This window comes from Mesorhizobium kamtschaticum, assembly GCF_056174585.1.
In genome coordinates, this window is record NZ_CM149691.1 from 1,275,126 (window position 1) to 1,299,432 (window position 24,307).

The following is a 24,307-nucleotide window of genomic DNA, read 5'->3' on the forward strand; positions in this document are numbered from 1 at the left end:
TTGCATTCGACGCCCCCAGCCTCAATGCACATCATTGGGCCGGGCGTATCGGCGCGTCCCCTCGTTCCAGCAAAACTACGGCCAAAAAAACCACCACCAAAACGGTGTGATTCCCTTGGCCTAACCACCCTCTCCCGGGTCCGGCCCGGGGGACGGAACCCGCATCGGCCAGCGGGTTTTCTCCAAAAACCAAGCGGAGAGGGACAGGAGATCTTTATGAGTTTCAAGGTTGCAGTCGTCGGCGCCACGGGCAATGTGGGCCGGGAAATGCTCAACATACTGGAAGAGCGCGGCTTTCCGGTAAGCGAAGTCGTGGCGCTGGCCTCGCGGCGCAGCCAGGGCACGGAAGTGTCGTTCGGCGACCGCACGCTGAAGGTCCGGACGCTCGACCAATATGATTTTTCCGACACCGACATCTGCATCATGTCGGCCGGTGGCAATGTCTCCAAGGAATGGTCGCCGAAGATCGGCAAGCAGGGCTGCGTCGTCATCGATAATTCGTCGGCCTTCCGCTACGACCAGGACGTGCCGCTGATCGTGCCGGAAGTGAACCCGGACGCGATCTCGCTGTTCACGCGCAAGAACATCATCGCCAATCCGAACTGCTCGACCGCGCAGCTGGTGGTGGCGCTGAAGCCGCTGCACGATTTCGCCACCATCAAGCGCGTCGTCGTCGCCACCTACCAGTCGGTGTCGGGCGCCGGCAAGGAAGGCATGGACGAGTTGTTCACGCAGACGCGGGCCGTGTTCGTCGCCGACGGCGTCGAGGTCAAGAAGTTCACCAAGCGCATCGCCTTCAACGTCATCCCGCATATCGACGTCTTCCTCGATGACGGTTCGACCAAGGAAGAGTGGAAGATGGTCGCCGAGACCAAGAAGATGCTTGATCCCAAGATCAAGCTGACGGCGACCTGCGTGCGCGTGCCGGTGTTCATCGGCCATTCGGAAGCGGTCAACATCGAGTTCGAGAAGCCGATCACCGCCGACGAGGCACGCGATATCCTGCGCGAGGCGCCGGGCTGCCAAGTTTTGGACAAGCGCGAGGATGGCGGCTACATCACGCCGCTGGAATCGGCCGGCGAGGACGCCACCTTCATCTCGCGCATCCGCGAGGATTCGACCATCGACAACGGCCTGTCGATGTGGATCGTCTCCGACAATCTGCGCAAGGGCGCGGCGCTCAACGCAGTGCAGATCGCCGAATTGCTGGTCGAGCGCGGCCTGATCCAGCCGAAGAAGAAGGCGGCCTGACGGCTGTTTGTTTTCGCTCACGGGCGGCACCGCCGCTGCCGCGGCTGGCCCTCCGCGGGGGCGCCGGACGACCGGCGGCCCGCGGTCGCGGGCTCGGCCTTCGGCCGTTAGCTCCCTTCTCCCCGTCACTATACGGGGAGAAGGTGCCGGCAGGCGGATGAGGGGCAGCACAGGCCTCCGATGTGAAACGTCTATGAGCGATCCCGCCAAAGTCACGCTACGCCCTGCCATTGGCTCAGACGCCGCTGCTATCGCAAAACTCATGCGGGCAGCACTTGGCTCGTTTGACTGGATGCCGGTCATCCACACGCCGACCGAGGACCTTGCCTTCATCAGGGATATCGTGCTGCCACGGCAGCAGGTGACGGTCGCCGAGGTAGGCAAGGAGGTTGTCGGCTTCATTGCCGTCAGTGGCGAATGGGTAGAGCAGCTTTATCTCGACCCGGCATGGACGGGCCAAGGCATCGGCAGCCGCTTGTTGGGCGACGCGGCCGGGTCACTGCCGGTCGTGAAACTCCATTGCTTCCAATCCAACACCGGCGCCCGGCGCTTCTACGAGCGCCATGGGTTCCGCGCGGAAGCGTTCGGCGATGGCACGACCAACGAGGAAGGCCTGCCGGATATTCTGTACGTCCGCAGGCGTTAGTCTAGCGCTGGCGCGGCCATCGCAAGCCGTCAGTCACGCGGTATCTGACGGCCCTGCCCGGCTTCCCAAATGATCTTGAAGCGCTCCACCATCAATGAGAACAGCCGCGGGGGCAGCAGGCCGTAGTCGTAGCGATCGATTGAATGCGGCACCGGACGGAGATCGTAGCCCGGCCATGCAAAGCGATTGCCTTCGTGAAGCATCACCCATGAGCGCTCGCCGTCCAGACCGAGATGGCGTTTGACAGCGGGAGGCAACTCGATCGCCACCGATGGGTCCGCCGGCGGCGCATGTGTGATCGGCACCGCTGTCACGATCAAACCGTCAGCGCCGCGTTCGACGGCGAGTACGATCACACATGGACGATCCTTTCGTCCCTCTTCCTGTCCGGCCTGATGCTCATGATGCCACAGATAGGCGTAGGAGATCACAAGGCCGAGCTGCGGATCGGGAAGAGGCATGCCTTATTTGGCGTCCATCAAGGCATTGAGATGGTCGTGTTCCGATGACATGCGGCCGCTGGCGATCGCATCCACCTCCTCGCGCTTTAGATCCCGAGTCGCAAAGGATCTCTGGGCGAGGTTCTTGTAGCGCTGCAGATCTTCATACTCGACAGCCGAAACGAAATAGCCGGTGGGGCGTCCATGGCTCATTACGGCGACCGGCTCACGCTGCACGATTTCACGGTAGCGTCCGAAATTGCGAGTGAATTCTGTAGTGGGAACTTCACGCATGGTGATTCATCCTAAATCGCGCCATTTACGTATTTTTCGTAATTTACGCGATTTATAGCGCGCTGTCAAAGTTCAGCCCGCGCTGTCCTTGGCGAGTTGGTGCAGCAACCCCATTGCCTGCTCCGCCCGCTCCGCCGGCACGAACAGATGGTCATGATAGAACGCCGAAACCGGATTGACGCCCATGCCGGCGCTGGCCAGCCGCGTGGTGATGGCGGCGAGGAAGCCGACTGCTTCCAGCGAGGAATGGATGTTCAGCGTGATCATCCGGCAGCGGAACGAAGCGGTCAGTCCGGCTGCCTTTGCTGTTTCCTCGGTCACGATCAGCGTCGTGCCCTCACGCTCGCGAAACACCATCACCGGTTCGAGGTTCTTCGGCTGGGCGACCCCAGGTGCCAGTGTGGCGAAGACATAGATGCCATCGAGCAATTCCGGGGTCATCGATGCCAACAGGGTCTTCAGATCGGTTTCGCCGGTCATCTCACTTCTTTCATCTACGCAGGTTCGCAGGTCCCTCAATATCCGTGACCAGCGCATGCCGATAGTCTGCACATTGCGCGCGACATGGCGATGTCGTTGGCGGCTGGGCTTGCTGGCTTGTCGTGTCGCACACTAGAAAAGCTGAGGGCCGATGCCGGTCCGTGAGAGGCCCCTGATGATTGTCCGTCCGCGCCCGACATTCCTGCAACTGTTCTTCGTCATGCGCGGCTCGGTCGTGCCACGCATTCTGCCGCAGATCCTGGGATTCGCGCTGTATTCGGCGGTCATCCTTCTCGTGGCGCGCCAGTTCCATCTCGACTTCAGCGTCTTCAACATCACGCCATTCGGACTGGTCGGCGTGACCCTGTCGATCTACCTCTCGTTCCGCAACAACGCCGCCTATGATCGCTGGTGGGAGGCGCGCAAGCTGTGGGGCGCGTTGGTCTTCGAGATCCGCAATCTGGCACGGGCCACGACCAGCCTGGTTGCCGAGCCGGCCGAACAGCGCGCTTTGCTGATGGAGGCGCTTGCCTTCTGCCATTTCCTGCGCGGGCAGTTGCGCAAGACCGACAGCATCAAGGATGTCCGAGCCTTCATCGATACCGAGGCGGACACGGCGGCAAACTTCGCCAATCCGGCCGACGAGATGGTCAGGCGCATGGGCCGCCGCGCCAACGCACTGCGCCGGACCGGCGAGGTCGATTCGATCGGCTTTCGCATCCTGGATGAGAGGCTGGCATCGATCACGGCCATTCAGGCAGGCTGCGAGCGGATCGCCGGCACGCCACTGCCTTTCGCCTACACGCTGCTGGTGCATCGCACCGCCTATATCGTCTGCCTGCTGCTGCCGATCGGCTTGATCTCGAGCACCGGCTGGGCAACGCCATTGTTCACGGCGCTGATCGCCTACACCTTCTTCGGCCTCGACGCGCTTTCCGAAGAGCTCGAGGATCCGTTCGGCACCGAGGCCAACGATCTGGCGCTGGACGGCCTATGCCGTGTCTGCGAAATCTCCGTATTCGAGGCGCTGGGCGAAACGCCGCCGAAGATGATCGCTGCGGAGAGGTTCTATTTTTCCTGACAAGAGCCGCCGGCGTTTCGCAACGGCTCTGGTCAACCGATGACCAGTGCGGGAAGATGGACACCGTTACGCCAAAGCCCGGCAAGGCCGGACTCCATAAGACGTTCGATGTCGAAACGAATTGACAGATCATGGGTCGTGTTTGCCAGCGTCGAGAACGACGAACATGACCGCTGTGTCGACATCTTCTCCAGACCCGACAGATCGTTCGGCTATGAGGAATTCCGTAGAGACGTCGAGGATGGTGGCGCCTGGACGCCAACGGAATACTATTCCGGCGCGCGTTACGATACGGCCGAGCTCGCTTATGCCGCAGCGGAGAAATCTGTTTTTTGGCTGGGCGAAGTGCTGAAGGTCAGTCCGAAGCTTCGGCGCATCCCACCTTCACATTGAGACACAATCCACGGCACTTGACCCCGCGCTTTATTGTGTCGTATATAACCGAAAGGTTAGATAACCACATGGTTTTGTAAGCATGGCAACCGACGCACTTAGCCTGACCTTGGCCGCACTGGCCGATCCGACGCGGCGCGCCATCCTGGCCCGGCTGTCGCTTGGCGAGGCTTCGGTGACCGAGCTGGCCGAACCCTTCGCCATGAGCGGTCCCGCGGTGTCGAAGCATCTCAAGGTGCTTGAGCGCGCGGGCCTGGTGGCGCGCGGCCGCGATGCGCAATTCAGGCCGCGCCGCCTGCAGCCGGAACCGTTGCGCGAGATCGATGCATGGCTGGAATCCTATCGCGTGCTGTGGGACGGGCGGTTCGATCGGCTCGAAACCTATCTGCAGGCTTTGCAAAAGGGAGATCCCGATGTCAGCCACAGCTGAGACCAGAGGGATGGGTTCACTGAGGGGGAAAACCGTGACAGATCAGTCGATAGACATTCCATCCGACGATCCGGCGATCATCATCGCCAGGACCTTTGAAGCGCCGCGCGCCCTGATGTTCAAACTGTTCACCGATCCCTATCATCTGGTGCGCTTCTGGGGGCCGGAAGGATCGACCTATCCGGTCTGCGAGATGGATGTGCGGCCGGGCGGCGAATGGCGGCTGACCATGCGCTTCGCGGACGGGAGCGAATATCCAACCAACAGCGTCTATCTTGAGATCACACCGCCGGAGCGGATCATCTACCGGGATGCGCCGCTCGACCGCAGCCAATGGCAGGATGGCTTGCCACCGGCCCAGATGGTGACGACCATCCAGTTCGAGGATGTCGGCGGCAAGACGCGTATCGTGGCAACCGTTCGCGCCAATTCGATCGATGCGCGCGACATGGCGGTAAAGATGGGCTTTGGCCAGATGGTCATGGCGAGCTACGCCCGTCTCGAGACCTATATCACCACGCTTTGAGCGAACACAGATCCCGGCGACGTGGCGTGCCTCGATTTGCCGGCATCAAAAAGTATCCGCGGCGTGTCGGGTCAGCGCCTCGCCGCGCGTCCTTGGATCGACCTTCACGAAGAAGGTCGGCGCCCAACTGAAAACATTGAGGGAAGAGCAATGACTATTTCTGAAACCGCGCCCGTCTCGTCGGCCGCCTTGTGGACCGGCCGCGTGCTCAGCGGCGTCATCATCCTGTTCATGATCTTCGACGGCGCCATCAAGCTGCCGCCGCTCGACATCGTCACGCAAACCATGGTGCAGCTCGGCTGGCCGGCCGATCCGAATGTCGCACGCATGCTCGGCATCATCGGCCTGATCTCGACGGCGCTCTACGCATGGCCGCGCACCTCGGTGCTCGGCGCCATCCTGCTCACCGCCTATATGGGCGGCGCCATCGCTACCAAGGTGCGCCTCGACAGCCCGCTGTTCTCGCACACGCTGTTCGGCGTCTATCTCGGCATCATACTGTGGGCCGGCCTGTATCTACGCGACCCCAGGGTGCGCGCGCTGATCCCGTTCGGCCGTTAAGCTCATTTGTTTTTGACGCAATTCCCTAGGGAAAACCGCTTTACACTTTTCCTGGAATTGCTTTAGGGAGAGAAAAATGTTCAGCACCATCCTCATTATCCTGGTCGTCATCATAGCCGCCGTCCTCATCTATGCCGCGACACGGCCCAATGATTTTGTCACCACCCGCACCACCACCATCAAGGCGCCGCCGGAAACAATCTTCCCGCTGATCAACGATTTCAGCCGCTGGCCGACATGGTCGCCTTACGAAAAGCTCGACCCCAACATGAAGCGGACGCTCTCCGGCGCAGCAAGCGGCAAGGGCGCCGCCTATGCCTGGGAGGGCAATGGCAAGGCCGGCAAGGGGCGCATGGAGATCGTCACTTCGGTGCCGTCCTCGCAGGTGTCGCTCAAGCTCGATTTCGAAAAGCCGTTCCGCGCCAACAACAGCGTCGACTTCACCTTGACGCCTTCAGGTGACACCACCGCCGTCAGTTGGGCGATGCGCGGCAGCCGGCCCTTCATCGCCAAGCTGATGGGCCTGTTCATGAATTTCGACACGCTGATCGGCCGGATTTCGAGGTCGGCCTCGCCAATCTGAAGCGCAACACTGAGGCATGACCGGCGTGAGGCGTCGCTAGTTTGAACGGGCGTCGTCGCGATCTTCATCTTCTCCGGGATCAAATTAGCCGTCTGAGAGTTAAGCCCTTGGCGGCGAGACGGCGATCCGCATGTGAGAGGAACGAAAATGAAGAAAATCCTGACCATTCTGCTGCTGACGACGGCGCTTGGTGCTTGTTCGCAGACGGAAAAAGGCGCTGCCGTGGGCGGCCTTGGCGGCGCTGCGATTGGCGCGGCTGTGGCCGGAGATCCGGTGCAGGGGGCGATTGTCGGCGGCGCTGTCGGTGCGGTGGCCGGGGCGCTCATCGGCCATGCCAGCGAAAGCGGCCAATGCCGGTACCGCGACCGCCATGGGCGGGTCTATGTTGACCGCTGCCCTGACGGCTATTGAGCGGCGCTCAGGACTCAAACAGCAAAACGGCGGGCAACAGGCCCGCCGTTTTCGTGTGATGGGTAAGACAGAAGCCGCCCTAACCTTTTTGTTTTTTCGCAATTCCCAAGGGAAAACGCTACGCGCCGGGAAAACCGTTTCACACTTTTCCTGGAATTGCTCTAGTGGCTGGCCAAATCATGGGATGCTGAAGGGTGCCGAGTCCGAAACCGTTCCATCGATAATCAGATCGACGCGGTAGGTGCCGACCGGCCACCCGGCCGTGGGTTTGCTGAGTTGCGAATCCGCCTCGGTGTTCTCTCCGACATGGAGGTCAACCTTGTCGATCGTATAGTTGGCTGGCGCAACGCCGTGGGAATCGACCGAAACCCACGAGAATGTAATTGTCGACGTGGGCGGGACGTCCACCAAGTCAGCCGATAAATAGATGACCGGTGTGTCCGTAGGGAATTCGCTTAGGGGCGCGCCCCCTTTCGTCGCGGAAAGCACGATGTTAGCGAAACCGGCGGCCGCTTGGGCTGGCATGCCAAGGGTTAACGCCACCAAGGCCGCGATGGCTAGAACGAGAACTGATTTCAAGACTCATACCTCCTAGATTGCATCGGCAGGAGATCAACGTCGGAGACCCTCGTCAAGTGAACACGGCGATATCCGAATAGGGCTGAACAGCAAAACGGCGGGCACAGGCCCGCCGTTTTGTCGATGCGATGAAGCACTCTAGCACTCTTTATTCGGCGGTGGCGGCTTCCGCCTCGGCCGGTGCGGCAGCTGCGGCCGCAACAGCGGCGGCTGCGTCTTCCTGCGCCTTCTTCAGCAGGGCGGCGCGTTCCTGGGCCTTCTTGCCCGGCTCGGCCTTCTTCGGGTTGGAGCGGGCGTCGCGCTTGGCAATGCCGGCCTCGTCGAGGAAGCGCAGCACGCGGTCGGTCGGCTGGGCGCCGTGCGACAGCCAATGCTTGACGCGGTCGGCATCGACCTTGACGCGCTCGCCGTCCTTGGGCAGCAGCGGGTTCCACGAGCCGAGCGACTCGATGAACCGGCCGTCGCGCGGCGAACGGGCGTCGGCGACGACGACGTGGTAGTAAGGACGCTTCTTCGAGCCCGCACGGGCCAGTCTGATCTTCAGTGCCATTTCTTTTCTCCTAAAAGCTCTGATTTCGTTGGATTGGATTTCAGCTGGGATTCAGCCGGTTTTCGTCACGCCGTTGGCTGCGGCGATCTGTTCGTGGTGGCGGATCACTTCGCGGACGACGAAGTTGAGGAATTTCTCCGCGAAATCGGGATCGAGATGCGCGTCCTTGGCCAGCTGGCGAAGACGGGCGATCTGCTGCTGCTCGCGCGCCGGGTCCGCCGGCGGCAGGCCATGCTCGGCCTTCAGCACGCCGACCGCCTTGGTGCAGCGGAAGCGCTCGGCCAGCATGTGGATGAGGGCGGCGTCGATGTTGTCGATCGAGGCGCGGTAGCCGGCCAGGATGGTGCGGGCGTCCGCCATGTCCTTTTCTTCGTTCATGGTGTCCTCACTTCTTCTTGCCAAGGCCCGGCAGTCCGCCGCCGCCGAGGCCGGGAAGCCCCGGAAGTTTCATGCCGCCGGGCAGGCCGGGCAGGCCACCGCCGCCGGGAAGACCACCAGGCAGACCCTTCATGCCGCCGAGGCCGGCAGCCTGCGCCTGCTTCTGCAAGGCCTCGAGCTGCTTGGGATCCATCTTGGAGAGGTCAGGCATGCCGCCGCCCATCATACCCCCTGGGCCGCCCATGCCGCCGGGCATCATGCCGCCGAGACCCATCTTGGAGGCAAGGCCGCCCATCATGCCGCGCATGAGGCCGCCGCCTTTGCCCTTGCCGCCCATCGCCTTCATCATGTCGGCCATGCCCCGATGCATCTTGAGCAGCTTGTTGATCTCGGCCGCGTCGGTGCCGGAGCCGGCGGCGATGCGCTTCTTGCGCGAGTGTTTCAGCACATCCGGGTTGGCGCGCTCGGCCTTGGTCATCGAGGAGATGATGGCGAGCTGGCGGCCGAACATCTTGTCGTCGAGACCGGCGGCGGCCATCTGGTCCTTCATCTTGCCCATGCCGGGCATCATTCCCATGATGCCGCCCATGCCGCCCATTTTCGACATCTGCTGAAGCTGTTGGGCAAGGTCGTTCAGGTCGAACTTGCCCGACTGCATCTTCTTGGCCATCGCCGCCGCCTGCTCGGCGTCGATGTTCTCGGCGGCCTTCTCGACCAGGCTGACAATGTCGCCCATGCCGAGGATGCGGTCGGCGATGCGCTTGGGATGGAATTCCTCCAGCCCGTCCATCTTTTCGCCGGTACCGATCAGCTTGATCGGCTTGCCGGTGACGGCGCGCATCGAAAGGGCGGCACCGCCACGGCCGTCGCCGTCCATGCGGGTCAGCACCAGGCCGGTGATGCCGACGCGTTCGTCGAAGCTCTTCGCCAGGTTGACGGCGTCCTGGCCGGTCAGCGAATCGGCGACCAGCAGGATTTCGTGCGGGCTCGACACCTTCTTGATGTCGGCCATCTCGACCATCAGCGGCTCGTCGATATGGGTGCGGCCGGCGGTGTCGAGGATGACGACGTCATGGCCGCCGAGCTTGGCAGCCTGCACGGCGCGCTTGGCGATATCGACCGGGTTCTGGCCTGCAATGATCGGCAGCGTCGCGACCTTCACCTGCTCGCCGAGCTGGCGCAGCTGCTCCTGCGCGGCCGGACGCCGCGTGTCGAGCGAGGCCATCAGGACTTTCTTGTTCTGACGCTCGGTCAGCCGCTTGGCGATCTTGGCCGAAGTGGTCGTCTTGCCGGAGCCCTGCAGGCCGACCATCATGATGACGACCGGCGCGGGCGCATTGAGGTCGATGGCGACGCCCTCGGCGCCAAGCATGTCGACCAGCTCGTCATGGACGATCTTGACGACCATCTGGCCGGGCTTGATCGACTTCAGCACCGCGGCGCCGACGGCCTTTTCGCGCACCTTGTCGGTGAAGGACCGCACCACTTCGAGCGCCACGTCGGCCTCGAGCAGCGCACGGCGCACCTCGCGAAGTGCTGCCGAGACGTCAGCCTCCGACAGCGCGCCGCGGCCGGTCAGGCCGTTCAGGATGGAGCCAAGGCGCTCCTGCAGCGATTCAAACATCTATCGTCCTTCGATCTCGGTTCGGGGTTCGATCCGAGAAGTAATGCGTTCGCGCCAAGTGTCCAAGCAAAAGCCCGTGCAAGCGCAAAGCCAAAAAGCACCCGGGGGCGCTCAGCGCTGCCGGGTGTTGGCCTCCAGGATCGATTTACAGCACTTGGCCTCAAAGAGGCTTCGGCGTCCTGGTCGGCTTGCTCGGAGGGATACTCGTCGCGGAATTCGAGGCGTGTAGACAGGAAATCGGCTGAGGAGTCAAGACAAGGGCTCTCTGGCAAGGCCTAACGCAGCTATGGCAGTGGTTTGCCGTATACCGGTTTTGCAGACGAACGCGCGGTTGCCTGTGGCTACACCCTATCAGCTGGCCGGCTCGGCTGTGATCTTCACCCCGAGCGCCTTGGTGACCCCCAGTAGCGTCGAAAGGCGTGGGTCACCGTCAGGCCTGAGTGCTTTGTAGAGAGCTTCACGGGTGACGCCCGCTTCCTTTGCAACCGCGGTCATACCCCGCGCCCGAGCAACGATGCCAAGCGCGTTCGCGATATAGCTAGGGTCGCCGCTCGCAAAAGCGTCGGCCAGCAGCTCAGCCTGCCCTTCGGCGCTGCCAAGATGTTCGGCGGGATCAAAGGGAATGGTTTCGATTGCCATGATCATAGCTCCTTGGCCATCTGGATGGCCCTCTTGATGTCGCGATCCTGGCCGGACTTGTCGCCGCCGCAAAGCAGGATGATGACTTCGTTGCCGCGCTTGACGAAGTAGAGCCGGTATCCCGGCCCAAAATCCAACCGAAGTTCGCCGATGCCATCGAAGTATTTCACGTCGCCCATGAGGCCGGATTGGACACGGGCGATGCGGATCGCGATCTTTTCGACGGCCCGCTTGTCTTTCAAGCCGTTTAACCAGTCGCGAAAAACGGTTGTTTGCCGAACCTCGACCACCTGTGAACTATAGTTCACAGGGTTGGCATGTCAAGTAATGCGTGAAAAATAGTTCACACACAGCCACCATCTGGCTATTTGTCCCGCACGCTTACGGAACCTCGGCCGCGACCCTGAGCGGCGAGCGCGGATGCAATAGCAGCACGATCGTCAGCAGGCTGCAGGCGATGCCGATAAGGGCGATGAGAATGGCCTCCGACATCATCCAGCCCGGCCCTTCGAGCGGCCTGGCGGTGAACAAAGCAAAGGAGTTGTAGCTGTCCTGGTGCGAGATCAGCAGGAAGCCGGTCAAATTGTTGCCGAGGTGGGCGCCCAGCGCCGCGCCGAGATTGCCGGTGGCGTAGACCACGAGCGTCAGAAGCAGCGCGAAAGCGGCGATCGAGACCAGCACGCAGGCGTTGATGGCGGGCGACGAAGCGCTGCTCCAGTGCAGTGAGGTGAACAGCAGGCCGGGCAGCAGCGCCCAGATCAGCGGGCTCTTGAACCGGCTGGCCAGGCCGCGCAGCAGATAGCCGCGAAACAGCACCTCTTCCGAGGACGTCTGCAGCAAGCTCAGCGCGACGATCGGGAGCAGAAACAGCAGCCACGACGACAGGCTGATCGTGCCTCGCGCGATCCCCGGCTGCAGGAGGTAGAGCAGGATCTCGGACAGAGCCGAGGTGATCAGCACGGCGATCAGCCCCTTGAGGAAGTCCGGCCGCGACACACGACGGCTGGCGCCAAGCAGCGCCGACAGCGGTTCGCCATGCACCCAGCGCAAGGCAATCCACAGGCCGATCCAGATGCCAGCGAAAGAGGCGAGCGCGCTGAGGATGCCGATCCGTGAGGCAAGGAACCCCGCCATGCCGGATGAAGCCGCTGATGCCTGCCAGGCGAAGAAGAGACGAGTGCCGCCGAGCAGCACGACCGCGGTGGTGGCACCCCACAACACGACGACGATCAGCGTTCCCAGCAACAGACGCAGCAAGGTCGTCCTGGCGTTCGGCGACTGCCGGTAGCGCTCGAAGGCAGTGTCGTCGATTGTCACGCAGAGTCCTTCGCCCGAATCCATCGCCTTTTGATCTAGTCGATGGCTTCGGGAATCGGAATCGCTATTCGTCAGGGATCAATGCGCAACAGAACCCCGTGGCACCCGGGCGCCACGGGATCAGCCGTCCTGTTTGTCGCCAGCGGCCGCTTTTTCGACCGCTGGTCTCCGTCAACGCACCACGTACATGATGCGCCGTGTCTGCGGATCGATCAGCGCCGGCTGACCGTTTACATAGACATAGCGGTAGTTGTAGTCGGGGATTTCGCGCAACTCGACAGTGTCGGGCAAGGTCGCGCCGGTCACCACCTCGCCGTCGAGATAGACCGGGTCGAGGCGGTGCGTATCGACATAGGTGCGAACTTCGGTGGGAGGCGGGGGAAAGGCGTCCTCGGCCGGCTCGCCGGCGACGATCGCCCCGGTATAGTCAGTCGAATAATTGCCGATGTCTTCCGGCGGCGAGACGATTGCCACGGCGGAGCCGTGCGGGCGCTGCGTCAGCACCACCCGGCTGCCGCTGAAATCGGCCGTTACATAGTCGGAATAGACCCAGCCCTGGCCGCCGGCTTCGGCGATGGTGCACCATTTGCTGTTTTCGATGCAGCCATTGAGCGTCGCCGACTGGCCGGCGGCGAGCACGCCGATGACCGGATATTGCGGCCCGGGGCCTGCACGCACGTTGAGATCGGTGACGGCCGAGACGGCGGTGTCGGCAAGCGCGGCGCCCGACATCACCGTCATCATCCCGGCGATTGCGGAAAACAATACGGATTTCATGGTTTTCTCTCCGTTTTCATGGTCCCTCGGGTTTGAAAACGGGGCAGCGGCGCATGCGTTCCGGCTAAAACGCCGGCACTACCTCACGATTTGTTCCCGCCTCTTTCGGCAGACCGGTCAAAAGGTCGTGAACGAAGGCCAGTTTTCGCGCCGTCACGTCCGAAATGACGAAGGGGTAGAGGTCGGGCAGGCCCATGCAGCGGTTGATCGAGTTGGAGGCTTCCGACAACACCAGCCAGCGGGCAAGGATCTTTTCGAAGGGCTCGGGCGTGTTGGCAGGTTCCGAAGGGGCCGCCTGCAGTTCGCCGCCGGTGTCGCCTTGCGGCAAATCGTTGGCCTCCACCGTCTCCAGCCGGCCAAGCGGGAAGTTCAGCGCATGGACCATTTCCAGCGTGTCGGTGATGTGCAGGTGGTGGGCCCAGGTTTCGGCCCAGTCCTCCCAGGGATGCGAGGTGGCGTAGGCCGAGATGTGGTTTTGCTGCCAGTCGGGTGGCGCACCGTTGGTGTAATAGGTCTTGAGCGCCTGTTCGTAGTCGGCACGATCGTCGCCGAACAGAGCGCGAAAAGCGTCCAGCCTTTGCGGATCGTCGCGGATCAGCCGATCCCAGTAATAATGGCCGAGCTCATGGCGGAAATGGCCGAGCAGCGTCCGATAATTCTCACCCATTTGGACGCGCCGTTTTTCGCGCTCGGCTGAATCGGCCTCGGCGACGTTGAGCGTGATCAGGCCATTGTCATGGCCGGTGAGGATGCGTTCACCGCCAGGCCCGCCGCCGATCGGATCGGCGAGGAAGTCGAAGGCGAGGCCGACCTCGTCCGTTGGGCTCTGCTTGGGCGCTACCGGCAGGCCGAAGGCGAGCAGCGAATAGATGGCGCGCTTCTTCGCCGCCTCGACGCGGATCCAGCGGCGGCGGTTGCCGTCGACGGAGAGATCGGGGATCAGCTGGTTCAGCACGCAGGCGCGGCAAAAACCCTGTCCCGGCTCGGCCATCCAGTTGCAAGCGCATTCATCGGCATTGGTGCACTGGAAGATGCCGTCCGCGCCCGCCAAGGCAAAACGGGCATGTTCGGGATCGTAGAGCACGAGGCTGGAGCAGTTCAGGCACTGCGCGTTCTCGAAATAGAGACGGTGGCCGCAATGCGGGCAGTCAAACAGTTTCATGTCGGTCTCAATTCACCAGAAGAGGCACAGCGTGCATGCGGCCCGTGGCCAAACGCGAGCCGCCGGCCAGCGTTCCGCATTGCATCGAGACTATTTCGCCGCAAGCTGGGGGGCGACCTGTCTGGCCACCGCTTCGCCCGACAGGCGCGCACCGCCGCAGGTCTGGATCAGCGGGCCGGCGAGCTGTTCACCGGCCGCCGAGCCGGCGCCGTCAACGTCTTCCATGGCTATTTCGACCCCGCCACAATAATCACTTGATCGTAGGCAAATTCCCCGGCATTCGCCAGCATTGTGCCGCAGACCGTGACAAGTGCGCGTTTCGCTGGCAAATTCGCAGATGGGACGTGAATCAGGCAACCAGGAGAACAACATGGCATTTCTTGCCAAGGGTAGGATTTTTGCGGCCGCGGTGGTGGCGGTGCTTGGGCTGGCGACGGGGGCACAGGCCGCGGCCAGTTGTGGCAGCACCGGCGCCGGCTTCGATGCTTGGAAGCCGGGCTTCGCCGCAGAGGCCAAGTCCGAAGGTGTCGGCGCCAGGGGTCTGGCCGCTTTGGCTGGCGCCACCTACGCGACAAAGACGATCTCCGTCGATCGCGGCATCCACAAGGCTTTCAGTGGCTCGGTGGAAGCCTTCATGAAGCGCCGTGGCGGGGCGGCGATCATTTCCAAGGGCCGTTCGCTGAAAAAGTCGAACGCGGCGCTGTTCAGCCAGATCGAAAGCAACTACGGCGTGTCGCCTGGTGTGCTGCTGGCCATCTGGGGCATGGAGACCGGCTTCGGCTCGTCCATGGGCAACCAGAATACGGTTTCCGCCATTTTGACGCTTGCCTATGATTGCCGTCGCCCGGCGTTTTTCCACCCACATGCCATTGCGGCCCTGAAGCTGGTTGATCGCGGTGCTTTGAGCGCCTCGTCGGTCGGCGCTGCGCATGGCGAGATCGGCCATACGCAGTTCCTGCCCGGGAATGTCCTGAAATATGGCGTGGGCAGCGGAAACCTGCGCGACAAGGCCACCGCGTTGGCTTCCACCGCCAACTTCCTCAAGGCCCATGGCTGGCGGCGGGGTGCTAGCGCTGCGGCCAATATCGGCGCAATTGCCGGCTGGAATGACGCGAACGTCTACCAGCAGGCCATCGTGCAGATCGCCACGGCGATCGACGGCGACTGATTGAGATCTCTGTTCGACAGAAAGAGCCCGGCCATGCGCCGGGCTTTTTTGTTGATGGAACCATCACAGGCATTGGGGATTGGCCGCAGGCTACGTAACGTCGTCATCCTAGGGCGAAGCAGGAGCGCAGCTCCGTCGCGGAGACCCTGGGATCCATGCCGGGACGTCAATCGAAGAGTGCAGCGGAGCAGAATTCCGCGCTGTAGCGGCGCTCAGGAGTCGCGGCATGGCAACTGTGTTTATGCGAATGCTTTTTTATCACGGATGATGGCGTTGAGGACGACGAGGAGCTTCCTTGCGACAGCGATGATGGCCAGTTTCTTTGAGCCTGAGCGGGCTGCGATGGCGCTATAGAAATCTCTGAAGCGCTCACAGGCTCGGATGGCGCCCAGCGCTGCCATGTAGAGGGCACGGCGCACGCGCGACCGGCCGCCCTGGATCTGGCTCCTGCGGTTGAGCTTGCCGCTCTTGTTGTCGAAGGGGGCAAGGCCGGCGAGTGCCGCGATCGACTTGGGTGAACGCAGGCCGAGCTCGGGCAGGTGCGCCAGCAGTGAGAACGCGGTGATCCTGGAGACACCGGGCACGGAGACCATCAGCGCATTGTCGCGGGCCGTATCCTCGGATTGACGAATGACCTCGGCGATCTGGCTCTCGAGCGCCTTGATGCGCGTGTTGAAGGTTGCGATCAGCTCTTCGAGCTCGGTGATGACGGTCTCGTCAAAGGCCTCACTGAGTTGCTTCTTCAACTTTGCCCTGATCTCGACCAGTTGGTCTCGGAGGCGGGCAAGCGATTGAAGGTGTTCACCTTCTTCGCGCGGCGCCGGCTCGGCCTCAGGGTGATAGCGACGGCCATAGCCGCTCAGCATCCTGGCATCGAGACGATCGGTCTTGGCGCGCCGTCTCGTCGACTTCGCATAGTGGTGAGTGTGCGCCGGATTGTGTCGCGAGAACGCAACGCCTGCCTTGGCCAGCGCATGGCGCAGCAGCCGGTCATGAACGCCTGTCGCCTCCATGACCACAAAATCTCGGTCGGGATAAAGGCCTGCCACATAGGCAGCGATCGCATCGGCCTGGTTGTCGATGCGCTGGGAATGCCCGCTTGTCTCATCAAAAAAATCGAGCCACTGCTTGGAGATATCGCAGCCGACGTAGTTCTGCATTATCATGTCCATGCCTCTTCCTGTGGTGCGGGGTCTGCTGCTAACAGCCCCGTGCAACTGTTCAGGTTGATGGTTCACCGGTGGGAAGGGACCGAGCCATGCCACGGCCTGTCCTCAAAAGGACGACCAGGATCCTCTCGGTCTCCTTCCCACTTCAGACATAGCATGGCACCGACACACAGGATCCTCGGGTCTGCGCCGCGTCGCTACGCTCCTTGCTCCGCCCGTGGATGACGAAGCGATGGATGTTCCCGGCTAATCGCCAACGTCAATCAGGTAGGAACAGCCGGCCAGCGTCTTGCCGGGGTGGGTATCGACGGTCGAGACATTGAGCGTGATGCGCGTGGAAAGACTGATGCCGCCGGTGTCCTCGGTGCTTTCGGTCACCACCTTCTCGCCAAGGAATTTATCCGGCGTCGAAACCATCGCCGGGATCTGCAGCTGCCGGGCGAGGTCGGGCGCGGCGATGCCGTCAAGCACGGCCATCGGCCCTGTCGCGGTAAAGACGATTGTTCCCGCCTCGCGCCCGAAGACGTGGACCGGAGCGGGCAGTTCATATTGGCTGAGAAATGGATTGCCTGATGCAACCCCTTTTCAGCCTAGTGTCTCCGCCGCACCGGGCTCGCCGCACAGCCACAGGGCAAAGCCGTTATAAGCAGGCACGTCGGCCTTGCATTCGATGAGCGCGGCGAGGTCGAGGGAGGCGGGATCGAAATCCTCGGCCACGGCGGTCACGGGACTCGTTAGAACAAGCAGCGGCGTCAGCCATCCGCCGAGATTGCGCAGCCAGGCTGGGCACAAAAGGCCGACCCCCCACCGGTGGTTCCGATGCGGCGACGGTCATTTGCCCTTTATGATCCTCCAAACGTCGGTGGATTGGTTGGTCTGGAGCCTGTTTATGTCGGACAAGGTCAGTCGCCCGCTAAGCATCGCATCGACCAGGCGTCGACAGAAGACGGTCGGCATGTTTGCCGCCGAAACGCCCATGAAAGCGGTGGCTTCGTGCTTGGCCGTGATGTTCCAGGTCGCGACATTGGCCATGCATCGGCCGAATGCCGCTTTGGGATCCTGCTTCACAGCCTCTTGGCTGCTCTGGCAGCCAGCCAATGCGACGATCATCGCAGACACTGTCAAAAATCGGACCTTCATGATCAATCGCCCCAAACCCGTTGCGACGACGCTAGATAAGACCCTGCAAAGATCAAGCAAGAAAGCGCTGATATAGTGGGCTCTTCAATCAAAAACCCGGCATTGGCCGGGTTTTTATTATTGAACCCTCAGCCCTTGCGGTTGCGCGCGGCGAGCGTCCGCAGTCTCAGCGCGTTGAGGCGGATGAAGCCGGCGGCGTCTTTCTGGTCGTAGGCGCCGCGGTCGTCCTCGAAGGTGACCAGCGCATCGGAATAGAGCGTCTTCTTCGACTTGCGGCCGGTGACGATAACATTGCCCTTGTAGAGCTTCAGCCGCACCGTGCCTTCGACGTCTTCCTGGCTCTTGTCGATCATCGCCTGCAGCATCAGGCGCTCGGGCGAGAACCAGAAGCCGTTGTAGATGAGCTCGGCGTAGCGCGGCATGAACTCGTCCTTGAGGTGGCCCGCACCCCGGTCGAGCGTGATCGATTCGATGGCGCGGTGGGCAACGATCAGGATGGCGCCGCCGGGCGTTTCGTAGACGCCGCGCGACTTCATGCCGACGAAGCGGTTCTCGACCAGGTCGAGCCGGCCGATGCCATTGTCGCGGCCGAGATCGTTGAGCGCGGCCAGCATGGTTGCCGGCGACAGCTTCTTGCCGTTGAGCGCGATCGGGTCGCCCTTCAGGAATTCGATCTCGATCTCGGTGACCTTGTCGGGTGCATCCATCGGCGAAACAGTGCGCTGGTGGACAAATTCCGGCGGCTCGCTCCACGGATCTTCGAGAACCTTGCCCTCGGAAGACGAGTGCAGCAGGTTGGCGTCGACAGAGAACGGCGCCTCGCCCCGCTTGTCCTTGGCCACCGGAATCTGGTGCTGCTCGGCGAAGTTGATCAGGTCGGTGCGCGACTTGAACGACCAGTCGCGCCAAGGCGCGATGACCTTGATGTCGGGGTTCAGCGCATAGGCGGAAAGTTCGAAACGCACCTGGTCGTTGCCCTTGCCGGTGGCGCCGTGCGCGATCGCATCAGCGCCGGTCTCCCTGGCGATCTCGACGAGGTGCTTGGAGATCAGCGGTCGCGCGATCGAGGTTCCCAGCAGATACGTGCCTTCGTAGACGGTGTTGGCGCGGAACATCGGGAAGACGAAGTCGGAGACGAATTCCTCGCGCACGTCGACGACGCGGATGTCCTTGATGCCCATCATCTCGGCCTTCTGGCGCGCCGGCTCCAGCTCGCCGCCCTGACCGAGATCGGCGGTGAAGGTGACGACTTCGGCGCCGAGTTCGGTCTGCAGCCATTTCAGGATGATGGATGTGTCGAGACCGCCGGAATAGGCGAGCACGACTTTCTTGACGTCTTTGGTCTTGGACATTTCTGCTCCGTCGATGGCGGACGCCTGGGCAAGGGCGTCACGGATTGTCGGAGCGCCTTTTAGCAGGAACGGCAAAGCGAGCAAGCAGGGGCAGTGCCAGACTGCTGATCCAGCGCCCGGCAGGCGGCGATCATGTCTCTTTGTTGGAGCATGATCTCTGGACAAACGGAAACCGTTTGCCCGAGAAAACCGGTTGCCACTTTTCGCTGGCGCGGTCCTTCGGTTCGGGATCATGCCCTGCGGGAACAACCGGCTACAATCATGGGCTGCATTTTTGCCCGGGATTTAAGCAAGTTTTCATGTCCTGCCGCTAAACCAGCGAGCCAGAGCTGTGCCGGCCACGCGAGTGCCGAGGCGGCTTTTGCCCGCTCATTGCGGGTGTCCTCGGGCTTGGACCATTCCTGATGCGCGTTATATCATGCATCGTCACGGAGCATAATCTGTGGCTCGTCCTGCTGGCGGCGCTGATGTGCGTCACCGGCTGCTGGGTGACGATCGGTCTCCTGGACCGCGCCAGGAAAACCGTTGGCGTGCAGATGCGGGGATGGCTGTTCCTGACCGCGGTCGCCGCTGGGTCCTCGATCTGGTGCACGCATTTCATCGCCATGCTGGCCTATCAGCCCGGCGCGCCGATCACCTTCGATCCGGCACTCACCATGATCTCGCTGGTCATCGCCATGGTTGGAACCGGGGCGGGCTTCGGCCTTGCCCTGGACAAAGGCCGCGGTCTGGCGCCGGAATGGGGCGGATGCGTCGTCGGGCTGGGGATCTCGGCCATGCATTATACCGGCATGATGGCCTACCACGTGGCCGGCATCGTCGAATGGGACGCCCGTTATGTCGTCGCTTCGGTGCTGATCGCGATGGCATTCTCCGCCGCGGCGATCGGCCAGGCGGCGCGCCGGCCGTATCGCTGGTCGCACTATCTCGGCATCGGACTGCTCGTGCTGGCGATCGTCGGCCTGCATTTCACGGCGATGGCGGCGGTGGCGGTGACGCCGCTCTCCTTCATCACCACCGGCACCAATCCCGATATCCTCGAAGCGATGGCCGTCGCGGTCGCCGTGGTCGGCCTGATCGTCGCCGCCACCGGCTTTGCCAGCTATCTGATCGATGAACGCGGCCGGCTCGAGAGCTTCGAGCGGCTGCAGCATCTGGCGTTGAACGACTCGCTCACCGGCCTTGCCAACCGGGTCTCCTTCAACGACCGCCTCGACCATGAGATCGAGCGGGCGGGCGAGGATAAGGACACGAAGACCGCCGTCATCGTCATCGATCTCGACCGCTTCAAGGAAATCAACGACCTCAGGGGACACGCGGCCGGCGACCAGGCGCTCAAGATCATTGCCCGCAGGCTGGCGAAACTGGCTGGCGACGGCGAGTTCGTCGCCCGGCTAGGCGGCGACGAATTTGCCGCCATCAAGCGCTTCAAGGACCAGAACGAGCTGCTTGGCCTGGTGTCGCGGCTGGAAAAATCATTGTTCCAGCCGTTGCGGATCGACGATTTCGAGACCGTCACCGGCGCCAGCATCGGCGTCGCCGTCTACCCGCGCGACGGCGCCGACCGGGAGAGGCTGGTCAGCAATGCGGATCTGGCCATGTACCGGGCCAAGAATGACGTGACGCGGGCCGTCTGCTTCTACGAATCGGCCATGGACGAGACGGCGCGGGCGCGCCGGGCGCTGGCCACCGACCTTCGCCTGGCGATCGAGCGCGGCGAGCTCTCGCTGCACTATCAGGTGCAGACCTCGGTTGCGACCGGCGCCACCTGCGGCTACGAGGCGTTGCTGCGCTGGACCCATCCCGTGCACGGCATGGTGCCGCCCGCCGAATTCATTCCGATCGCCGAGGAGAATGGCTCCATTCTGCCGATCGGCGAGTGGGTGTTGCGCACCGCCTGCCGGCAGGCGGCGTCCTGGGACAATGGCCACAAGATCGCGGTCAATCTGTCGCCGGTGCAGTTCGCCCATGCCGACCTTGCCAAGCTCGTCCACCAGATCCTGATCGAGACCGGCCTGTCGCCGAAGCGTCTCGAGCTCGAGCTGACCGAATCGACGATCGTCGCCGACAAGGTGCGCACGCTGCACGTGCTGCGCCAGATCAAGGCGCTGGGCGTGACGATCGCGATCGATGATTTCGGCACCGGCTATTCCTCGCTCGACACGCTGCGCTCGTTCCCGTTCGACAAGATCAAGCTCGACCGCTCCTTCATGGCCGATGTCGAGCGAAGCCCGCAGGCCAAGGCGATCATCCGCGCCGTGCTGACACTGGGGCGCAGCCTCGACATTCCCGTGCTTGCCGAGGGCGTCGAGACGCACGTCCAGCTCACCATCCTGCAGGTCGAAGGCTGCAACGAGGCGCAAGGCTATTTCCTCGGCCGCCCCAAGCCGATCGATCAGATTTTGTTGACCGGAACGGCAGCTGTCGTGCTGGTCGGACTCGATCAGTCGGCGGCTTAGACACCACTGCTGTCGGGCGCCAACCTCGCATCTGGCGCTGGCGCGACGCATCTTGTATAGGCTCCGGGTCTCCCGGGTCCCTTCCATGTTCTTCATTCCCGACACCACCACACTGATCCAGTTCGCCATCGCCACGGTCATCCTGGCGATCACGCCTGGTCCCGACATGACCTTGTTCGTCTCGCGCACGCTGAGCCAGGGGCGTGCCACCGGCTTTGCCTCGATGGCCGGCGCGCTGTGCGGCACGCTGGTCCACACCACGCTGGTGGTGGTCGGCGTCTCGGCGCTGATCGTCGCCTCGCCGATGGCCTTCTTCGTGCTGAAGATTTTTGGCGCCGGCTATCTCGTCTTCCTGGCCTGGCAGGCGATCGCCAAGGGCTCGGCCTTTTCACCCGAAAAGAAGACGGGTCCGCAGATCTCGCTGTTGCGCAGCTGGGCGGCCGGACTTGGCGTCAACCTGCTCAACCCGAAGATCATCCTGTTCTTCATGACCTTCCTGCCGCAGTTCGTCTCCGCGCATGATCCGCACGCACCGGGAAAGCTGTTCTTCCTCGGCGCCATGTTCATCGTGCTGTCGATCCCGGTAACGGCGCCGATGGTGCTGGCGGCGGAGAAATTTTCCGCGGCGATGAAGGCCAGCCCGCGCGTCACGCGGGTGGTCGACTATCTCTTCGCCGGCGTGTTCTCGGCCTTCGCGCTCAAGATCCTGACGGCCCAGGCGAAGTAGAAGCGCTGTCGTCTTTCCACCAGCTTCCGGCCCAGCGCCCGGCGCTCAGCCAGTAGAAGATGCCGCCGACCATGCCGCCGCCGATCACCGCCATGATGGCGCTGGTGTCGGTGACCGCGAAGGTGGAATCGGGCGCGTGGTCGACCAGGCCGAGGAAGACGGCCGCCACCACGGCACCCGCCAGCGCATAGTACAGCCAGTCGCGCCGGCCGAGGATTTCGGCGGTCAGGATGACGATCACCGCCGGCATGAAGGCGAAATAGGCAACGAACAGGGCGACGAAGGGTATCGAGAAATACAGCGAAGCCGTCGCCGTTGGGTGCGTGTGATCAGGCGTATAGCCGAGCGAGGCCAGGAACAGGACATTGAGGAAAGCGCTCGCCGCCAGCGAGGCGACGGCATAGCCGAACAGGATCATGGCAAAGCGCAGGAGGTAGGAGACGAAGCGGGCCATCACGGATCTCGCTTCATAAGACGGCCTGACCTGCGCCCAGCCAACAGCCAGTAGACCGAACCGGCGGCGGTGCCGGCCGTGGCCAGAAAGCCGAGAAAGCCCGGATTGAAAACAAAGCCGCCGGCCGAGCCCGGGACAAGAACGCCAAATGCGATGGAGGTGATCGCGCCCGTGACCGCGAAATAAAACCATCCCCGCAGCGAAAGCCATTCGGCGACCAGGATCGCGGGGCCGACAATCAGCAGCGCGCAGATCGCCACCGTCAACACGGCGAGCGGGAAGGAGCCCAGCCAGTCGAAGGTGAAGACCAGGGACCAATTGCCATACTCGATCCCTTCCAAAAGGGTGATCAGCAGCACCGGTACCAGGATCGAGGTCAGCACACCGGCGATATAACCGACGGCTACGATGGCGAAGCGTTTGAGCCCGGCGACGAGACGGCTCACGCCTCCCCATGCCCCGCGATCATCATGGCTTCCAGCGCCAGCCGGTCGACCTTGCGCATGCGCTCCGAGTCCGACTTCAGCTGGCCGCAGGCGGCGAGGATGTCGCGGCCGCGCGGGGTGCGGATCGGCGAGGCATAGCCGGCATTGTTGATGTAGTCGGCGAATTTCTCGATCGTCTCCCAGTCCGAGCACTGGTAGTTGGTGCCGGGCCACGGGTTGAACGGGATCAAGTTGATCTTGGCCGGAATGCCCTTGAGCAGCTTGATCAGGCCCTTGGCGTCCTCGATGGAATCGTTGACGTCCTTCAACATCACATATTCGAAGGTGATGCGCTTGGCGTTGGACAGGCCGGGATAGGCACGGCAGGCGGCGATGAGTTCCTTCAGCGGATACTTCTTGTTGATCGGCACCAGGAGGTCGCGCAGATCGTCATTGGTGGCATGCAGCGAGATCGCCAGCATGACGCCGATCTCCTCGCCGGTGCGGAAGATTTCCGGCACGACGCCGGAGGTCGACAGTGTGATGCGGCGCTTCGACAGGGAAAGTCCGTCGCCGTCGGAAGCGATCAGCAGCGCTTTCTTCACCGCCTCGAAATTGTAGAGCGGCTCGCCCATGCCCATCATGACGATGTTGGACACTTTGCGGCCCTCGGCCGGCACGATGGCGCCGTCCGGCGTGTCACGGTCGGGAAGTCGCCGAGCCGGTCGCGCGCGGTGAGCAATTGCGCCAGGATTTCCTCAGCGGTCAAATTCGCGCACCAGCTTCTGCGTGCCGGTGTGGCAGAACGAACAGGTCAGCGTGCAGCCGACCTGCGAGGAGATGCAGAGCGTGCCGCGGCCTTCCTCTGGGATATAGACGGTTTCGATCTCGACCGGACGGCCGGCGCCGCGCGGCGGGAAGCGGAACAGCCATTTGCGGGTGCCGTCGGAAGAAATCTGCTCCTCGACGATCTCGGGCCGCGCGACGGTGAAATGCTTGTCGAGTTCGGCGCGCAGATCCTTGGAGATGTTGAGCATGCCGGGGAAGTCGGAGACGCCGCGCACATACATCCAGTGCCAGAGCTGCTGGGCGCGCATCTTGGCCTGGCGCTCCGGCACGATACCGGACGCGACGAGCGCCTCTGCGAGCTCGGCACGGGTCAGGCCGATCAGCGACGGCTTCTCGGGCGCGGCGCGGGCGCGCAACGCGTCACGGGCACCTTCAGTGGTGAGGTCGAAGGAAAGGGTCATGGTTGCACAGATATAAGCGGTTTGCGGCCGATTTCATCCAT

Annotated in this window: 32 protein-coding genes and 1 pseudogene; 13 read left to right on the top strand and 20 right to left on the bottom strand. The window is 62.7% G+C overall.

Annotated features, from left to right (window positions below):
• The first annotated feature begins 216 nt into the window (after window positions 1–216).
• On the top strand, window positions 217–1,251 hold the full coding sequence (locus tag AC0V7N_RS06095; protein WP_027059343.1) for an aspartate-semialdehyde dehydrogenase: 1,035 nt from the start codon (window positions 217–219) through the stop codon (window positions 1,249–1,251).
• Between the two features lie 193 nt (window positions 1,252–1,444).
• Complete coding sequence (locus AC0V7N_RS06100) at window positions 1,445–1,897, top strand: GNAT family N-acetyltransferase (protein WP_475455645.1); 453 nt, start codon at window positions 1,445–1,447, stop codon at window positions 1,895–1,897.
• Window positions 1,898–1,926: 29 nt separating this feature from the next.
• On the opposite strand, the gene AC0V7N_RS06105 is transcribed toward AC0V7N_RS06100, so the two are convergent.
• The 3 genes from AC0V7N_RS06105 to AC0V7N_RS06115 form a co-directional block, all read right to left on the bottom strand.
• Complete coding sequence (locus AC0V7N_RS06105) at window positions 1,927–2,358, bottom strand: type II toxin-antitoxin system PemK/MazF family toxin (protein WP_475455647.1); 432 nt, start codon at window positions 2,356–2,358, stop codon at window positions 1,927–1,929.
• Between the two features lie 3 nt (window positions 2,359–2,361).
• Entirely contained in the window at window positions 2,362–2,631 is a 270-nt protein-coding gene (locus tag AC0V7N_RS06110; RefSeq protein ID WP_027031977.1) for a type II toxin-antitoxin system Phd/YefM family antitoxin, read from the bottom strand.
• Window positions 2,632–2,703: 72 nt separating this feature from the next.
• Complete coding sequence (locus AC0V7N_RS06115) at window positions 2,704–3,111, bottom strand: ACT domain-containing protein (RefSeq protein ID WP_475455649.1); 408 nt, start codon at window positions 3,109–3,111, stop codon at window positions 2,704–2,706.
• A gap of 175 nt (window positions 3,112–3,286) precedes the next feature.
• Between AC0V7N_RS06115 and AC0V7N_RS06120 the strand changes: the two genes are divergently transcribed.
• The 7 genes from AC0V7N_RS06120 to AC0V7N_RS06150 all read left to right on the top strand — a co-directional run bounded on the left by AC0V7N_RS06120 (window position 3,287) and on the right by AC0V7N_RS06150 (window position 7,096).
• Window positions 3,287–4,192 carry a bestrophin family protein gene (locus AC0V7N_RS06120; protein ID WP_475455651.1) on the top strand — a complete coding sequence of 302 codons (906 nt, stop codon included), beginning with the start codon at window positions 3,287–3,289 and terminating at the stop codon, window positions 4,190–4,192.
• Window positions 4,193–4,330: 138 nt separating this feature from the next.
• Complete coding sequence (locus tag AC0V7N_RS06125; protein ID WP_496627756.1) at window positions 4,331–4,585, top strand: hypothetical protein; 255 nt, start codon at window positions 4,331–4,333, stop codon at window positions 4,583–4,585.
• Between the two features lie 82 nt (window positions 4,586–4,667).
• Window positions 4,668–5,015, top strand: a complete 348-nt coding sequence (locus AC0V7N_RS06130; protein WP_475455655.1) for an ArsR/SmtB family transcription factor — start codon at window positions 4,668–4,670, stop codon at window positions 5,013–5,015.
• 34 nt (window positions 5,016–5,049) lie between these two features.
• Window positions 5,050–5,541 carry an SRPBCC domain-containing protein gene (locus tag AC0V7N_RS06135; RefSeq protein WP_475455657.1) on the top strand — a complete coding sequence of 164 codons (492 nt, stop codon included), beginning with the start codon at window positions 5,050–5,052 and terminating at the stop codon, window positions 5,539–5,541.
• Between the two features lie 150 nt (window positions 5,542–5,691).
• A complete protein-coding gene (locus tag AC0V7N_RS06140; protein WP_475455659.1) occupies window positions 5,692–6,102 on the top strand; it encodes a DoxX family protein in 411 nt (136 codons plus the stop codon).
• A 76-nt stretch (window positions 6,103–6,178) separates the two neighbouring features.
• The gene (locus tag AC0V7N_RS06145) at window positions 6,179–6,685 is read left to right on the top strand and encodes an SRPBCC family protein (protein ID WP_475455661.1); all 507 of its coding nucleotides are present in this window, start codon (window positions 6,179–6,181) and stop codon (window positions 6,683–6,685) included.
• Window positions 6,686–6,832: 147 nt separating this feature from the next.
• Entirely contained in the window at window positions 6,833–7,096 is a 264-nt protein-coding gene (locus AC0V7N_RS06150; protein WP_172222063.1) for a YMGG-like glycine zipper-containing protein, read from the top strand.
• A 177-nt stretch (window positions 7,097–7,273) separates the two neighbouring features.
• On the opposite strand, the gene AC0V7N_RS06155 is transcribed toward AC0V7N_RS06150, so the two are convergent.
• The 10 genes from AC0V7N_RS06155 to AC0V7N_RS06200 all read right to left on the bottom strand — a co-directional run bounded on the left by AC0V7N_RS06155 (window position 7,274) and on the right by AC0V7N_RS06200 (window position 14,347).
• Complete coding sequence (locus tag AC0V7N_RS06155; RefSeq protein WP_475455664.1) at window positions 7,274–7,675, bottom strand: hypothetical protein; 402 nt, start codon at window positions 7,673–7,675, stop codon at window positions 7,274–7,276.
• A 148-nt stretch (window positions 7,676–7,823) separates the two neighbouring features.
• Entirely contained in the window at window positions 7,824–8,225 is a 402-nt protein-coding gene (gene rpsP / locus AC0V7N_RS06160) for a 30S ribosomal protein S16 (protein ID WP_172222069.1), read from the bottom strand.
• Between the two features lie 51 nt (window positions 8,226–8,276).
• A complete protein-coding gene (locus tag AC0V7N_RS06165) occupies window positions 8,277–8,603 on the bottom strand; it encodes a chorismate mutase (protein WP_019862096.1) in 327 nt (108 codons plus the stop codon).
• A gap of 7 nt (window positions 8,604–8,610) precedes the next feature.
• Complete coding sequence (gene ffh, locus AC0V7N_RS06170) at window positions 8,611–10,227, bottom strand: signal recognition particle protein (protein WP_496627757.1); 1,617 nt, start codon at window positions 10,225–10,227, stop codon at window positions 8,611–8,613.
• Between the two features lie 351 nt (window positions 10,228–10,578).
• Window positions 10,579–10,866: an addiction module antidote protein gene (locus AC0V7N_RS06175; protein WP_475455669.1), complete on the bottom strand. Its 288-nt coding sequence runs from the start codon at window positions 10,864–10,866 to the stop codon at window positions 10,579–10,581.
• A gap of 2 nt (window positions 10,867–10,868) precedes the next feature.
• Window positions 10,869–11,108, bottom strand: coding sequence for a type II toxin-antitoxin system RelE/ParE family toxin (locus AC0V7N_RS06180; RefSeq protein ID WP_475455671.1), 240 nt, complete (start codon window positions 11,106–11,108; stop codon window positions 10,869–10,871).
• A gap of 139 nt (window positions 11,109–11,247) precedes the next feature.
• The gene (locus tag AC0V7N_RS06185) at window positions 11,248–12,183 is read right to left on the bottom strand and encodes a CPBP family intramembrane glutamic endopeptidase (protein ID WP_475455673.1); all 936 of its coding nucleotides are present in this window, start codon (window positions 12,181–12,183) and stop codon (window positions 11,248–11,250) included.
• Between the two features lie 171 nt (window positions 12,184–12,354).
• On the bottom strand, window positions 12,355–12,960 hold the full coding sequence (locus tag AC0V7N_RS06190) for a DUF1236 domain-containing protein (protein WP_475455675.1): 606 nt from the start codon (window positions 12,958–12,960) through the stop codon (window positions 12,355–12,357).
• Between the two features lie 64 nt (window positions 12,961–13,024).
• Complete coding sequence (locus AC0V7N_RS06195; protein ID WP_475455677.1) at window positions 13,025–14,122, bottom strand: zinc-binding metallopeptidase family protein; 1,098 nt, start codon at window positions 14,120–14,122, stop codon at window positions 13,025–13,027.
• 90 nt (window positions 14,123–14,212) lie between these two features.
• Window positions 14,213–14,347 (bottom strand): hypothetical protein, encoded by a 135-nt coding sequence (locus tag AC0V7N_RS06200; RefSeq protein ID WP_475455679.1) that lies wholly within the window; start codon window positions 14,345–14,347, stop codon window positions 14,213–14,215.
• Window positions 14,348–14,492: 145 nt separating this feature from the next.
• On the opposite strand from AC0V7N_RS06200, the gene AC0V7N_RS06205 reads away from it, so the two are divergent.
• On the top strand, window positions 14,493–15,290 hold the full coding sequence (locus tag AC0V7N_RS06205) for a lytic murein transglycosylase (RefSeq protein WP_475455681.1): 798 nt from the start codon (window positions 14,493–14,495) through the stop codon (window positions 15,288–15,290).
• A gap of 239 nt (window positions 15,291–15,529) precedes the next feature.
• Here the strand turns inward: AC0V7N_RS06205 and AC0V7N_RS06210 are convergent, their stop codons facing one another.
• The 3 genes from AC0V7N_RS06210 to AC0V7N_RS06220 all read right to left on the bottom strand — a co-directional run bounded on the left by AC0V7N_RS06210 (window position 15,530) and on the right by AC0V7N_RS06220 (window position 17,251).
• Window positions 15,530–16,462, bottom strand: coding sequence for an IS110 family RNA-guided transposase (locus AC0V7N_RS06210; protein WP_475455038.1), 933 nt, complete (start codon window positions 16,460–16,462; stop codon window positions 15,530–15,532).
• A gap of 243 nt (window positions 16,463–16,705) precedes the next feature.
• Window positions 16,706–16,936, bottom strand: a complete 231-nt coding sequence (locus AC0V7N_RS06215; RefSeq protein WP_475455683.1) for a hypothetical protein — start codon at window positions 16,934–16,936, stop codon at window positions 16,706–16,708.
• Window positions 16,937–17,044: 108 nt separating this feature from the next.
• The gene (locus tag AC0V7N_RS06220) at window positions 17,045–17,251 is read right to left on the bottom strand and encodes a hypothetical protein (RefSeq protein WP_496627758.1); all 207 of its coding nucleotides are present in this window, start codon (window positions 17,249–17,251) and stop codon (window positions 17,045–17,047) included.
• 97 nt (window positions 17,252–17,348) lie between these two features.
• Between AC0V7N_RS06220 and AC0V7N_RS06225 the strand changes: the two genes are divergently transcribed.
• Window positions 17,349–17,675, top strand: coding sequence for a hypothetical protein (locus AC0V7N_RS06225; RefSeq protein ID WP_475455687.1), 327 nt, complete (start codon window positions 17,349–17,351; stop codon window positions 17,673–17,675).
• A 52-nt stretch (window positions 17,676–17,727) separates the two neighbouring features.
• On the opposite strand, the gene AC0V7N_RS06230 is transcribed toward AC0V7N_RS06225, so the two are convergent.
• Complete coding sequence (locus AC0V7N_RS06230; protein WP_475455689.1) at window positions 17,728–18,951, bottom strand: argininosuccinate synthase; 1,224 nt, start codon at window positions 18,949–18,951, stop codon at window positions 17,728–17,730.
• A 404-nt stretch (window positions 18,952–19,355) separates the two neighbouring features.
• Between AC0V7N_RS06230 and AC0V7N_RS06235 the strand changes: the two genes are divergently transcribed.
• A complete protein-coding gene (locus AC0V7N_RS06235; RefSeq protein ID WP_475455691.1) occupies window positions 19,356–21,410 on the top strand; it encodes a putative bifunctional diguanylate cyclase/phosphodiesterase in 2,055 nt (684 codons plus the stop codon).
• Window positions 21,411–21,495: 85 nt separating this feature from the next.
• Window positions 21,496–22,137, top strand: coding sequence for a LysE family translocator (locus AC0V7N_RS06240; protein ID WP_475455693.1), 642 nt, complete (start codon window positions 21,496–21,498; stop codon window positions 22,135–22,137).
• On the opposite strand, the gene AC0V7N_RS06245 is transcribed toward AC0V7N_RS06240, so the two are convergent.
• From AC0V7N_RS06245 to rlmN, 3 genes and pseudogenes are all read right to left on the bottom strand, one after another.
• Window positions 22,109–22,591: a hypothetical protein gene (locus AC0V7N_RS06245; protein WP_475455695.1), complete on the bottom strand. Its 483-nt coding sequence runs from the start codon at window positions 22,589–22,591 to the stop codon at window positions 22,109–22,111. The genes AC0V7N_RS06240 and AC0V7N_RS06245 overlap by 29 nt on opposite strands.
• On the bottom strand, window positions 22,591–23,037 hold the full coding sequence (locus tag AC0V7N_RS06250) for a hypothetical protein (RefSeq protein ID WP_475455697.1): 447 nt from the start codon (window positions 23,035–23,037) through the stop codon (window positions 22,591–22,593). The genes AC0V7N_RS06245 and AC0V7N_RS06250 overlap by 1 nt, the downstream gene beginning before the upstream one ends.
• A pseudogene (gene rlmN, locus AC0V7N_RS06255) lies at window positions 23,034–24,266 on the bottom strand (dual-specificity RNA methyltransferase RlmN). Before rlmN ends, AC0V7N_RS06250 begins: the two are co-directional and overlap by 4 nt.
• Window positions 24,267–24,307: the final 41 nt, after the last annotated feature.